This is a genomic window from Bacteroides sp. MSK.20.12 (assembly GCF_019052435.1).
Lineage (GTDB): Bacteria > Bacteroidota > Bacteroidia > Bacteroidales > Bacteroidaceae > Bacteroides > Bacteroides xylanisolvens.
Genome location: NZ_JAHQVH010000012.1, coordinates 97,172 through 111,526 on the forward strand (window position 1 = coordinate 97,172; position 14,355 = coordinate 111,526).

Here is a 14,355-nt window from a genome sequence, read left to right on the forward strand (position 1 = left end):
TACATTATTTAACTGCAAACTTAACTATTTTTCAGTTCAAAATGTGTATTTTCGCCCGTTAAATAGTAAACATGCATTTATGAATATTCAAGTTATCAATAAATCGAAGCATCCGCTTCCGGCTTATGCCACCGAATTGTCCGCAGGAATGGATATCCGTGCTAATCTTTCTGAACCTATCACACTGGAACCGTTGCAACGTTGTCTGGTGCCGACAGGATTGTATATCGCTCTGCCGAAGGGATTTGAGGCGCAAGTTCGTCCGCGTAGCGGGCTGGCGATAAAGAAAGGTATCACAGTACTTAATTCTCCGGGTACGATTGATGCGGATTATCGTGGAGAAGTTTGTGTCATTTTAGTCAATCTCTCGTCCGAGGCTTTTGTTATTGAAGATGGCGAACGTATCGCGCAGATGGTGATAGCAAAGCACGAACAGCCTGTATGGCAGGAAGTGGAGGTGCTGGATGAAACGGAACGCGGAGCCGGTGGCTTCGGACATACCGGAGTATGATGAATGCTTAATCGAAAAAATAGAATGAAGATAAAAATAGGATGGCTGTTCGTGACGGTGTTAGTGCTCACTTCGTGTGGGGGAACCCGCTCTATGCGTACAGCAAAAACAGCAGTGAAGGCAGATGCATCCTTTTCGGTAAAAGAATCATTGCTTCCTGCTGAACAACAGCGTAAATATGACTACTTCTTTTTGGAAGCCATGCGGATGAAAGAAAAGAATGAGTATGATGCGGCATTTGGCTTGTTACAGCATTGCCTGGATATCAATCCGAACGCTTCTTCGGCGCTTTATGAAATATCGCAGTATTATATGTTCCTCCGCCAGGTGCCGCAAGGTCAGGCGGCTTTGGAGCAGGCGGTGGCTTTTGCTCCTGATAATTTCTGGTATAGCCAGGGGCTGGTCAGCCTGTATCAGCAACAGAACGAGTTGGATAAGGCTGTAACGTTGCTTGAGAAAATGGTAACCCGTTTCCCGTCAAAGCAGGAGCCTTTGTTCAGTCTTCTTGATATTTACAGTCGTCAGGAGAAATATAACGATGTCATTTCTACATTGAACCGTTTAGAGAAACGCTTGGGTAAGAATGAGCAGCTTTCTATGGAGAAATTCCGTATTTATCTTCAGATGAAAGATGATAAGAAGGCATTTCAGGAAATAGAAAGTCTGGTACAGGAATATCCGATGGATATGCGTTATCAGGTGATATTGGGAGATGTGTATCTTCAGAATGGAAAAAAGCAGGAAGCATACGATGCATATCAGAAGGTCCTGGCGGTAGAGCCTGACAATCCGATGGCTCTTTTTTCAATGGCTTCTTATTATGAACAGACCGGTCAGAAAGAGTTGTATCAACAGCAGTTGGATACTTTATTGCTGAATAAGAAGGTGACTTCGGATACCAAAATCAGTGTTATGAGACAGGTGATTGTGGAAAACGAACAGTCGTCTGCTAAAGATAGTACTCAAGTGATTGCCTTGTTCGACCGGATGATGAAGCAGGATATAGATGATCCGCAGATTCCGATGCTTTATTCTCAATATCTGTTGTCGAAGAATATGGAACAAGAGGCTGTGCCGGTATTGGAGCAGGTGGTTGATCTGGACCCTACCAATAAGGCTGCCCGATTGATGCTGGTTAGTGCGGCGGTGAAGAAGGAAGACTACAAGCAAATTATCAAAGTCTGTGAACCGGGTATTGAAGCCACTCCCGATGCGTTGGAACTTTATTATTATCTGGCTATTGCTTATCATCAGGCAGAACAGACGGATAGTGTATTGAGTGTTTGCAGCAGAGCATTGGAACATGTAACTGCCGATACTAGAAAAGAAGTCATTTCGGATTTCTATTCAATCATGGGAGACATTTATCATACCAAGAAACAGATGGCGGAGGCTTATGCTGCTTACGATTCGTCTTTGGTGTACAATCCTTCCAATATTGGCGCATTGAACAATTATGCTTATTATCTGTCTGTGGAACGTCGTGATTTGGACAAGGCGGAGGAGATGAGTTATAAAACGGTGAAAGCCGAACCTAATAATTCGACCTATCTCGATACTTATGCATGGATTCTTTTTGAAAAGGGAAACTATGCCGAAGCCCGTATCTATATTGACAATGCAATGAAGAACGATGGCGAGAAGAGCGATGTGATTGTGGAGCATTGCGGAGATATTTATTTTATGACCGGCGATGTGGAAGGTGCGTTGAAATATTGGAAGAAGGCACTGGAAATGGGTAGCGAGTCGAAAACGTTGAAACAGAAAATAGAGAAGAAGAAATATATTGCGGAATGAAAAGAATCATTTATCTACTGTTGTTGGTGGTAGTGGTGTTGGCCGGCTGTAAGAGTTCGAAACACTTGGCAACTTCGGAAACTAAGACTTCAACAAAGGCTCCGACATCCAGTTACCTGGCTTCCAAGCTTCAGTTGACTATTCCCAGCAAGAAGGGAAGCATGTCTGTAGGGGGAACCATGAAGATGAAAACTCATGAGCGGGTACAAATCTCCTTATTGATGCCTATTCTGCGTACGGAAGTGGCACGTATAGAAGTTACTCCCGACGAAGTTTTATTGGTAGACAGGATGAATAAACGCTTTGTTCGTGCCACTAAAGCTGAATTGAAAAATGTATTGTCGAAGAATGTGGAGTTTTCCCGTTTGGAAAAGATATTGATGGATGCCTCTCTTCCTGGTGGAAAGACAGAGCTGACAGGAAAAGATATAGGAATTCCTTCATTAGAAAAGGCTAAAGTCCAACTTTATGAGTTCTCCACACAAGAGTTTTCGATGACTCCGACGGAACTGACGTCTAAATACAACCAGATTCCTTTGGAAGAATTAGTAAAAATGCTGGTAGCTTTATTATGATGAAACGTTTCTTTGTTATTCTAATCAGTTGCCTGTGGTTGGCAGTTCCTCTTTTCGCTCAATCGAACAAGTTGATTCGTGAGCTGGAAAGTAAACGCGGTGCGCTGCAAAAGCAGATTGCCGAATCGGAATCTATATTGAAGGATACAAAGAAAGATGTGGGAAGCCAGTTGAATAGTCTGGCTGTGTTGACCGGACAGATTGAAGAGCGGAAACGCTATATCATGGCTATCAACAATGATGTGGAGGCTATCCAGCGTGAGTTGGCTTCATTGGAGCGTCAGTTGCACGGGCTGGAGAAGGATTTGAAAGATAAAAAGAAGAAATATGAAGCTTCTGTCCAGTACTTGTATAAGAATAAGTCGATAGAGGAGAAGCTCATGTTTATTTTTTCGGCAAAGAATCTGGGGCAGACTTATCGGCGTATGCGATATGTTCGTGAATATGCCACTTATCAACGTCTGCAAGGGGAAGAAATCCTAAAGAAACAGGATCAGATACGCAAGAAGAAAGCGGAACTTCAACAGGTGAAAATTGCCAAAGAGAACTTGCTACAAGAACGTGAGAGCGAAAAGGTGAAGTTGGAAGAGCAGGAAAAAGAGAAACGCACGTTGGTGACTAATCTGCAAAAGAAGCAGAAAGGATTGCAGAATGAGATAAATAAAAAACGTAGGGAAGCCAATCAGCTGAATGCCCGTATCGATAAATTAATTGCGGAAGAAATAGAGCGTGCCCGTAAGCGTGCGCAGGAAGAAGCTCGTCGTGAAGCGGCTGCCCGTAAGAAAGAGGAAAGCAAGGAGGGAAAATCTACTGCAACGGAAACGGCCGCCAAATCGAAACCTCTTGAGGCTTATACCATGAGTAAGGCGGATCGGGAATTATCAGGTAACTTTGCCGCGAATCGCGGGAAATTGCCAATGCCTATATCCGGCGCTTATATTATCACCAGCCGTTACGGACAATATGCCGTAGAGGGGTTGCGCAACGTGAAACTGGATAACAAGGGTATTGATATTCAGGGAAAACCGGGTGCACAGGCGCGTGCCATTTTTGATGGGAAGGTGGCGGCTGTGTTCCAATTGAACGGATTATTTAATGTCCTCATTCGTCATGGCAATTATATTTCTGTTTATTGCAATCTTTCTTCTGCCTCTGTCAAAGCCGGTGATACGGTGAAGACGAAGCAATCCATCGGTCAGGTCTTTTCTGACGGTACGGATAATGGACGGACGGTATTGCACTTCCAGTTGCGTAGGGAGAAAGAAAAGTTGAATCCTGAACCTTGGCTGAACCGATAATTGAATAAAAAACACGTAGAATGAAGTTAACTAAAATACTAATATGCTTACTGATCTTCTGGACCGGAACACTATCCGCGTCTCCTTATTTTTCGTTCAAGAAATATCAGGTAGAAGATGGATTGTCTCATAATACCGTGTGGTGCGCCCTTCAAGATAGTTATGGCTTTATCTGGTTGGGTACCAGTGACGGACTGAACCGTTATGACGGGCGGGGCAATAAAGTGTACCGGAATGTTCTCAACGAAAAGTTCTCATTAGAAAACAATTTTGTAGAAGCCTTGATAGAGGTGGACAAGAATCTCTGGGTTGGAACAAACTCCGGACTTTATATTTATGACCGGGATACCGATCGTTTCTCTTACTTTGATAAAACGACGCAGTATAATGTGTATATCAGCAGTGAGATTAAAAAGATTATCAAGACGGAAAACGGGCTTATCTGGATTGCGACTTTGGGACAGGGATTTTTTATTTATGATCCGAAAACAGAGGTGCTGACTCAAAATAGTGTTCAGACGTCTTTTGTATGGGACCTCTGTCAGAGCGCTGATCGGAAGAGGGTCTATATATCTTCCTTACAGGAAGGACTTTTGTGCTTTGACGAAAACGGCAAGTTTCTTCGGACGTATGAAATCTCATTAGATATAAATGCTTCCGATAGTTATAAAGTGAACTGTATTCAGAATATCGATGGAGATATTTGGATTGGTGCGGGAAGTAATCTGTTGAGCCGTTTGGATGAACGAACTGAAGCTATAGACAATTACAGTGGTTCGGCGTTTAATTTCGGAGCTGTTCATTGTTTGTTGAAGTATACGGATAAAGAGCTGTTGGTAGGAACGGATAACGGGCTTTATCTGTTCGATCAAAATACAAACACATTTCAGCGGGCGGATAATCCCGCCGATCCGAGAAGTTTGAGCGACCAGACTATCAATGGAATGATGTGGGATGCCGAAGGGGCTCTTTGGGTGTTGACCAATTTGGGTGGGATCAACTATATGTCCAAGCAGACTAAACGTTTTGATTATTATTCGCCTGCCTATCTGTCCGGAGTGCCGGGAGCGGGGGAGGTCGTTGCGCCTTTCTGTGAGAATAAAGATGGGAATATCTGGATTGGAACTCAAAGCGGTTTGTATTTTTTCAATGCTGCTACTCGGGAGCTTTCTCCTTATGCAATAGGAGGAGCTAAAAATCAAAAGTATGACATCCGTTCTTTAATGCTGGATGGCGACTATTTATGGATCGGTACTTATGCCGGAGGAATACGGGTTATCAATTTACGCACAGGGGCAGTGAAAGCCTATACTCATTCTCGTGGAATCCCCAATACGATTTGTAGCAACGATGTGTTGTGTATTTATAAAGGACGAAAAGGAGAAATTTATGTAGGAACGAGTTGGGGATTGTGTTGTTATGACCCGGTTCGAGATAACTTTATGACCATCACAAGCATCGGTTCAATGGTTTCTGTTGTCGATATCTATGAGGATATGTACAATCATCTCTGGATTGCGACTTCCAATAGTGGTGTGTTTTCTTACAATACAATGAATGCTCATTGGAAACATTATCAGCATGAACGGGAAGATTCGACTACGATCACCAGTAATTCGGTCATTACTTTATTTGAAGATGCGAAAGGAACCATGTGGTTTGGAACGAATGGGGGAGGACTGTGTTCTTTTGATGCTAAAGAGAAAAGATTCATTGAGTTTGATCCGCATAATACTTTATTACCTAACAAGGTTATTTATGCGATTGAGCAAGATCAGGGAGGTGATTTCTGGGTATCCAGCAATGCCGGAATTTTTAAGATTAATCCTGTTACCAAAGAGCATTTCCGCCAGTTCACGATTAATGACGGCTTGCAAGGGAATCAGTTTATAGCTCGATCTTCATTGAAATCATCCGAAGGAAAATTGTATTTTGGTGGGATCAACGGCTTTAATGTATTCCAGCCGGAACAGTTTGTAGATAACAAATATATTCCTCCGGTTTATGTGACCGATATCCGGTTGCCTTATCAAACCGACGAGCAGGAGGTGAAGAAATTGCTTCAGTTGAATAAACCGCTTTATATGGCTGATAAGGTGACTTTATCTTATGAAAACAATAGTTTCTCCATCCGTTTTGTCGCTCTTAGTTTTGAAGATCCGGGGAAGAACCGGTATTCTTACATACTTCGGGGAGTGGACAAGGAGTGGATTCTGAATACTGATAATAATATGGCTTCTTACACCAATTTACCTCCCGGTGAGTATTTGTTCGAAGTCAGAGGCTCTAATAATGATCGTCAGTGGAATGAGAATACTATCACTTTAAAGGTGGTGATTACTCCTCCCTGGTGGCGTAGTACCTTTGCTTACTTCGTTTATGTCCTCATGCTGTTGGGATGGATCGGTTGGATGGCTTGGCGATGGAATCTCCGTGTTAAACGCAAATATAAGCGGCGGATGGAAAAATATCAGATTACCAAGGAACAGGAAGTTTACAAGTCGAAGATTAGCTTTTTCATCAATCTGGTGCATGAAATACGTACTCCGCTTAGTTTGATACGGCTTCCTTTGGAAAAATTATTGGAGAAAGAACGTGAAGGAAAAGATCTCAAGTATTTGTCTGTGATAGATAAGAATGTAAATTATCTGCTGGGGATTACTAATGAATTGCTTGATTTTCAGAAAATGGAGAGTGGTACGCTGCATCTGAATCTGAAAAAGAGTGATATTAAAGAACTTGTCAGTGACGTTTATAATCAGTTTACAAGCCCTGCTGAATTAAAAGGAATTGATTTGCAACTGATCATGCCCGAACAAGAGCTGGTGTCTACGGTGGATAGGGACAAATTAAGTAAGATTCTTGTCAATTTGATGGGAAATGCCATCAAATATGCGCATGCGCGTATTGACTTGAAGCTGCTTGTCACTGATGGGGGATATGAGATACAGGTGAACGATGATGGTCCCGGAATACCAAATGAACAGAAACAAAAGATATTTGAGGCTTTCTATCAACTGCCTGACGATAAGGTGGCCACAGCAGTAGGCACTGGCATCGGATTGGCTTTTGCAAAGTCTTTGGCAGAGGCTCATCAGGGAGATTTGCGTCTGGAAGATAATGTTGGAGGTGGTTCTTCGTTTATACTGTCTCTTCCGTTCAAAGAGTGGGAGACGGAAAAAACGAGTGATATTGTAGAAATATCCCCGGAGCATGCGGATGCTTCTGAAACGATTTCTTCGGAGTATTCAGGGAAGAAGTTTACAGTTCTGTTGGTTGAGGATAATGTTGATTTGCTGAATCTGACTCGTGAGTCATTGGCAGAGTGGTTCCGTGTGTTGAGGGCTTCCAACGGTCGTGAAGCACTTGAAGTGCTTGCGAAGGAAAATGTGGATGTGATAGTGAGTGACGTAATGATGCCGGAGATGGATGGGCTGGAACTTTGCAGCAAGGTGAAGTCTGAAATCTCTTATTCACATATTCCGGTTATTTTGTTGACGGCGAAAACCACTTTGGAGTCTAAAGTCGAAGGACTTGAATGTGGAGCGGATGTATATGTTGAGAAACCATTCTCTGTTAAACAGCTCCGTATGCAGATCGAGAATCTGTTGAAGTTGAGGCAGTCTTTCCATAAATTGATGGTGAGCTTGGCAGGAGATACGGTTGCTGTTTCGACAACGGATTTTGCGATGTCTCAAAAGGATTGTGAGTTTATAGCTAAGATACAGGGAGTGATAGCCGAACAGTTGGCAGATGAGAACTTCTCGATAGATACCCTGTCTGAACAGATGAATATGAGCCGTTCTAATTTCTATCGGAAGATAAAGGCTTTGTCCGGAATGTCGCCTAATGATTATTTGAAGACACTTCGTATGAATAGAGCTGCTGAACTGATAATGGGCGGTACCCGTATTTCAGAAGTGGCAGTGCAGGTAGGATTTACTTCTTCCTCTTATTTTGCGAAATGTTTTAAAGCGCAATATGGCGTACTGCCTAAGGAATATACAGGTCAGCCTCCGATTTCAGGTGAGGCTTGATAAAGAATGGATAAAAGCATATAAAAAAAACTCCTGTCGTGCAATATCATTGGATATTTTCCGACAGGAGTCAAATATAAAATAATTAATCGAGTACTCTTTCTAATTAATTGAGTAGGCTTTATTTCTTTTTTTGTCCCGGGTAAGGCTCTACCATGCAACGTTTAGCCCATGCTTCATAAGCCTTTGTCATTTCAGCTACTTTTTCAGGGTATTGTGCTGCCAGATTATGCATTTCGCTCCGGTCTTCATTCAGGTTGTATAATTCCCATTTAGCGTTTTCTCCCGGACGAACCAGTTTCCAACCGTCATTAGAGAGGAATGCACGTTCATTATAATGTTCGAATCCAAGGTAGTTATGTCCTTCACGATGTCCGGTCTTGAAGATAGGAACCAAGCTTTTACCTTCCAATGGGATGATGTCATTTCCTTTATATTTGGTAGGATAAGTGGCGCCTGCCATATCGATACAAGTAGCCATGATGTCCATCACATGTCCGATTTCAGGGGTCATCTTGCCGACATTCTTCTTGATACCTTTCGGCCAATGAGCAATCATCGGAGTACAGATACCTCCTTCATAAGATTTGGCTTTCCAGAAACGGAACGGTGTATTGGCTACGTTTGCCCAGCGTGCTCCCAGTGAAGCATAAGTTGTTTCCGGGCCAGGCAGCACTTCTTTGTTATGAGGATAAACCATTTTCTCCCCTTTACGTGTCATATCAGGACGGTCGTTTTCTCCGGGAGAGTAGTTCTGACAATCTTCATTGCTGCATCCATTGTCGGAAAGGAATAAAATCAGTGTATTTTCAAGTTGTCCTGTCTTTTCCAGAGCATCGATTACTTGTCCTATTCCCTGGTCCATACGGTCGATCATGGCAGCATGAACAGCCATGGCACGAGCATCCCATTCAGCATGTGGGTTATCTTCCCATTTATCTTTGAACTGTCTATCAGACAGGAAATTATCCATGTTAGGGAATATACCCAGTTGTTTCTGACGTTCGTAACGGGCGTTACGGATAGCTTCCCAGCCTACTTTATAGGTATCCTTATATTTTTCAATATCTTCCGGCAGTGCATGCAATGGCCAGTGTGGTGCTGTGTAAGCCAGGTACATAAAGAATGGTTTATCGTCTTTGGCATACTCTTTCACTTCTTTCACTGCACGGTCTGAAAGCGCCTGTGTGATGTAATATCCGTCGGGTACTTCTTTCACGGGTACTTCACCTTCTACCAGACTGAATGGGTCAAAATAGTCTACTACTCCGTAGATAGTACCATAGTGGTTATCAAATCCGCGATTCACCGGATAATGACAAAGATCAGAATAGGTTTCGTGGTATACGTGATGTGCGAGCCATTCGCGTTGGTCTTTGCGTAGTGGAGTTTCTGCGATGTGCCATTTACCTACCATGCTGGTAGCATATCCTGATTCTTTCAATACCTCTGCGATGGTAACGGCATTGCGTGAGAGTGTTCCCCGGTAACCCGGCAGGTGGTCATCGAAGGTCATACGTCCGATTCCCGCCTGATGTTGATAAAGTCCTGTCAACAGGGAAGCACGCGTCGGACAACTCCGGCTGGTGTTATAGAAATGATTGAAACGTACTCCTTGTTTTGCCAGTTTGTCCAGATTAGGTGTGTGGATTTCACTACCGTAGCATCCCAGGTCGGAATAGCCTAGGTCATCTGCAAGAATTACCAGGATATTGGGTCTTTGATCGGACTTTTTTCCTTTGGCCTCTGCTGCAGAATGTCCAGCAACCATCAAGGCGGTTGGTAATAGTAAAAATTTAGAATTCATAAGTTTAATGTTGGTTTATAATTTGTTTTTCACTGTATTACTCTTTTCCTTTGTCTTTGTTTTCCTCATACCATTTACATACTTTCTTGCTCAACTTGGCAACCAAATCAGGATGCTCATTTGCGATATTATTCTTTTCGAACTTATCCTTTTCCATATCATATAGTTGCGCATCGCTTCCGTCACCGTTCACTAATAATTTCCACTTTCCACTGCGTATAGCTAAATGGGGGCTTCTGTCATAAGGGTTCCCAGGAAAGCCAAAATGTTTGTTTCGTCCGAAATCCCACATTAAATCGGTTTTACGTTTGGCTTCCGATTTACCGAGAAGAACTTTTGAATAGTTCTGCCCATCGCCTTTGTAACCTTTTTCTGTTTTGATTCCGGCTATAGAACACAAAGTCGGATATAAATCTACTGCGCATAATATAGACTCGTTATTTACCTGTCCGGCTTTAATTTTCTTTGGATATCTAACGATAAACGGCATACGGATTCCCCCTTCATAAAGACTATTTTTAGTTCCTCTCAAATAAGCGGAACGTACAGATTTAAAGCTGGGTGCAGGACCATTGTCGCTAGTGAAAATAATGATTGTATTTTCTCCCACTCCCAGCTCATCCAGGGTTTTGATGAAACGTCCGAGTTGTTTGTCCATTTCTGCAAGTACAGGAGCAAATGCTTCTTGTGTTTCCCAGCTTTTTCTTTCCTTTTGTTTGAATTCCGGTACCCAAGGGGTATGCATATCATCCGGCCATAGATTCAGGAAAAAAGGTTCGTCTTTATGCTTTTTTACAAATTCAATACTTTTGTCTACAAAGTATTCGGTACGTCTCCAACGTTTTACACTGTCTTTATCCGACCAGATCCATTTGGTTGCAGTGATTGTTGGATCCGGATCCGGGCTTTCGTAGGTTGATATGTATTCGTCAAAACCGTAATTTTTAATAGAAGGAGCATTGTGCACGTCACGTCCGCCTCCCATGTGCCATTTTCCGATGTGTCCTGTTGAGTAACCTGCATTTTGGAAGGCACGCGCCATGGAAGGCAACTTATCATCTAGGAAATTACGTTGTTCGCATCTCTTGTTCGCAGCTTTGTCGTTCAGGAAAGTGTTGATTCCCACTTCAAGAGGAAAGAGACCTGTGGTTAATCCACAGCGGGATGGAGAGCTAACCGGCGCAGAAGAGTAATATTGGTTGAATAATAGTCCGTCCTGTGCCAGCTTGTCAATATTGGGAGTAGGAACGAATTTACCTCCATAACAACCTATGTCACCGATACCCATATCATCGATATAGATAATTACTACATTAGGTTTTGTTTCTGCTTGTGTATTAGCAATGGGGAGTAGGGCTCCCAGCCAGGGTAAATGTTTTTTCAGATTCATAATTATTGTGATTTAATTAACTTCAGTTTTTCATGATGACTTTTCGCAAAAGTAGGGAAGATATCAGAGAAGGAAGGAAAAATACTAATCAATAAAGGAAAAAAAATGGTAGAATGATAGATTTTTTCTTTCTTCTATTGGGAAAACAGGAATAGAGAAGCTCGTAGAAAACGAGAACTTCTCTATTCTTCTAATTATTCTATGATACGATCATTGGAGAAAGTATCTTGAATGGGAGCTTTACTTCGCCACGGTTTTAGTCAGTAATTGTACCCATGAGTATTTAGTGTTTTCTACCCAATTATCCGGTGAGACTTCGATAGTACCAGTTTTTGCTGTTATTTTTTGTATGTAAATCAATCCTTTCTTTCCATTGGCAGTTTTGAACAGGTAAACTTTATCTGCCTGAATAGCTAAGACTTCGGAGGTTGGATCTGCCAGATTTTCTATCGGAGTTGCATCTACCTGGGAGATTGCATTAAATTCTGCTTGTGATAAAGAGGTTTCAGCAAATAATGTGTGTTGTAAACCATTAATTGTCATCAAGCCATAATCACTTCTTTTAGCAGGTGAAACAAGAGCAGGTACAGCTTCGCTTCCTGAAGGCAAGATAATATCTCCGAGTGAGAAATCGACTTCGTTTGTATATTTCATGGCATCAGCAGCCATATAGGTGCGTCCAAGAAGCCATGTTGCATAATAACAACCATAATAAGCTGAAGCTGTTTCTACTATTTCTCCATCTTTTCCGTAATCCGGATCGGAGAATAAAACAGAAGGAGTAATCTCTACCAATAAGTTACGTTGGTACGTATGGCCGTCGGTACCTAGAACGACTACTGTAATACAGGCATTCTCTTTTAAAGAAGTAAACTTGTAAGTTGTTTCGTAATTAGTCGTTCCGTCTGCAAATGACTGGGCAGTTTCTTCTATCAGACTTCCCTGCATTCCGGTTTTGGAGTCTGCCTGATAAATTTCAAAACTCATGATTTCTCCCTGTACTTTGACGGTTGCCGTGTATTCAGCAATCCCTTTCGTTAATGATACTCTATTATTCTGATCGACACCCGCAAATTCGATTTTGACAGGTGCTTCATAATCAACTTCATATTTATCTGCACAACCGAATAATCCAAATAAACTGATTGACAGAATTAATGCAATTATACTATTTGTTTTCATGACTTTATTTTTTTAAGTAAACATTCTATTTAGATTAGTATCCTGGATTCTGGTAGATATTCGGGCAGTTATTAACTTCATCCTGTGGTATTGGAGCCAAGTTCATGCGCTCGTTATAGTTTCGTGTATCTAAAGTTACCCGTTGATATTCACCGTTAATTTTCTTTATTCCGACAGCCGGTAACCTCATTACCTCTTTTGCTATCAGCCATCTTCTTATATCAAAGAATCGATGATCTTCAAAACAAAGTTCTACACGGCGTTCTTTGCGTATGCGTTCCCGAAGGGTTGCCTGATTATAATCTGCGGCCAGTAAGTCTGTCGTGATACCGGCACGACGACGTATCCTGTTAAGCTGGGCTATTGCTTTTTCTCTGGCTGTATTCGTATCTTCAGCCTCATTCTCGGCTTCTGCATAATCGAGCAGGATTTCTGCATATCTCATCATTGGAAAGTCCATGTAAGTGGTACCACCTTTTCGATGATCGATACGGTCATCCAGGAACTTTGTCAGGAAGTATCCGCTTCCCCATCTATATGATTTTGACAGGTCTATTGCAGCTGGCTTACCGTTGACTAAAGGCCAGGTAGCACCATCACATAGAATACTCTGCGCCAAACGAGGATCCCTGTTAGCATAAGGAGAATTTACATTGTAACCGGAGTTTGGGTTGATGATGGCTTTCGTATTTGATTCATAACCGAGAATGGGCTGTGAGCCGTCGAGCATATCATAACAGTCTACCAGCCATTGGTTCGGACAAGTCAGTAGTTCTTTATTTACGTTCCAGGGGTCAAAGGCAGGCATCATTCCGTAAAGGTCATTTGCCGGTGCACGGAGAAATCCCATGATTACCTCACCATTGGCACGGGTATTGAATAATCGTGTGTAGCTCTTTTCGGGAGTGGTCGGATCTTCATATAAACGATAGAAATCTCCATTGTCAGCATATTCAATCATATCGTAGGCAGCATCAGCCGCTTCTCTCCAAGTTACTCCGGACGCATTGTGTAAGGGACTTGCTGCATAAAGTAATGTGCGTGCCAGATAGCCTAGGGCTGCTCCCCGGGTAGCTCTTCCGTAATCTGCTGCATCGTATTTGTCGGGCAATACTCCCGGCTCTGCAAGTTCTTTGAATTCATTAGCAATCCAACGGACTGTGGTTTCTAACGATTCACGTTTGATTTCGTCATAAAGTAACGGATCGAGTTCTTTGTCTCCGATTACTAATGCTCCGTAGAAACGAAACAGTTCGTGGTGATACAATGCACGCAGAAAGCGTACTTGGTTTTTCAGGGAAATCTTCTCTGCATCCTCCAATGGTGAACGGTCTACGTTGTTCAGGAATGTGTTTGCAGAACGGATGGCCTTATAGTAAAATGTCCATGGATGGTCACCGCCAATCAAACCTTTGGAAGCATCAATTCCCCCTTTGATAAATTTCTCGAGTTCGGGAATAACTGCCCCTCCGGCACGGGTTGTATTTCCGGCTCCATCGTCTGTTGCGTTGTCAAGCATACAAGGTGAACCACCAATGTTTGCCAAAAAACCAAAACTGCCAAGGCGGTCTCTCCCCATGCGCATACGTGCATACAAGTCGTATGCAACTTTGCGGGTCAATGTAATGTCCGAATAAACTTTCTCTGTATCCGTAAGATCCAGTTCGGTTTCTTTCATCAGGCTATCTGCACTACAACTGGCAAGCAGGACAGCCGTTACAAAGGATATAAATAGTTTTCTCATAAATTATTCATTTC

9 protein-coding genes are annotated in these 14,355 nt (G+C 42.5%); 5 read left to right on the top strand and 4 right to left on the bottom strand.

Going from position 1 to position 14,355, the window contains the following annotated elements; translation table 11 throughout:
- Positions 1-79 precede the first annotated feature (79 nt).
- Genes dut through KTR06_RS08770 form a run of 5 tightly spaced genes read left to right on the top strand, consistent with a single transcriptional unit; the run spans position 80 to position 8,218 of the window.
- Positions 80-511: a dUTP diphosphatase gene (gene dut / locus KTR06_RS08750; protein WP_004309527.1), complete on the top strand. Its 432-nt coding sequence runs from the start codon at positions 80-82 to the stop codon at positions 509-511.
- A gap of 24 nt (positions 512-535) precedes the next feature.
- The gene (locus KTR06_RS08755) at positions 536-2,308 is read left to right on the top strand and encodes a tetratricopeptide repeat protein (RefSeq protein ID WP_008024135.1); all 1,773 of its coding nucleotides are present in this window, start codon (positions 536-538) and stop codon (positions 2,306-2,308) included.
- A complete protein-coding gene (locus KTR06_RS08760) occupies positions 2,305-2,883 on the top strand; it encodes a DUF4292 domain-containing protein (protein ID WP_217290217.1) in 579 nt (192 codons plus the stop codon). The genes KTR06_RS08755 and KTR06_RS08760 overlap by 4 nt, the downstream gene beginning before the upstream one ends.
- Positions 2,880-4,181 (top strand): murein hydrolase activator EnvC, encoded by a 1,302-nt coding sequence (locus tag KTR06_RS08765; protein WP_217290218.1) that lies wholly within the window; start codon positions 2,880-2,882, stop codon positions 4,179-4,181. Before KTR06_RS08760 ends, KTR06_RS08765 begins: the two co-directional genes overlap by 4 nt.
- 20 nt (positions 4,182-4,201) lie before the next feature.
- Entirely contained in the window at positions 4,202-8,218 is a 4,017-nt protein-coding gene (locus KTR06_RS08770) for a two-component regulator propeller domain-containing protein (protein WP_217290219.1), read from the top strand.
- A 121-nt stretch (positions 8,219-8,339) separates the two neighbouring features.
- Here KTR06_RS08770 and KTR06_RS08775 read toward each other — a convergent pair whose 3' ends face one another.
- From KTR06_RS08775 to KTR06_RS08790, 4 genes are all read right to left on the bottom strand, one after another.
- Entirely contained in the window at positions 8,340-10,025 is a 1,686-nt protein-coding gene (locus tag KTR06_RS08775; protein ID WP_022200115.1) for an arylsulfatase, read from the bottom strand.
- A gap of 37 nt (positions 10,026-10,062) precedes the next feature.
- Complete coding sequence (locus tag KTR06_RS08780) at positions 10,063-11,415, bottom strand: sulfatase-like hydrolase/transferase (protein WP_217290220.1); 1,353 nt, start codon at positions 11,413-11,415, stop codon at positions 10,063-10,065.
- A gap of 240 nt (positions 11,416-11,655) precedes the next feature.
- Positions 11,656-12,597: a hypothetical protein gene (locus KTR06_RS08785; RefSeq protein WP_212133890.1), complete on the bottom strand. Its 942-nt coding sequence runs from the start codon at positions 12,595-12,597 to the stop codon at positions 11,656-11,658.
- Between the two features lie 34 nt (positions 12,598-12,631).
- Entirely contained in the window at positions 12,632-14,341 is a 1,710-nt protein-coding gene (locus KTR06_RS08790; protein ID WP_217290221.1) for a RagB/SusD family nutrient uptake outer membrane protein, read from the bottom strand.
- Positions 14,342-14,355: the final 14 nt, after the last annotated feature.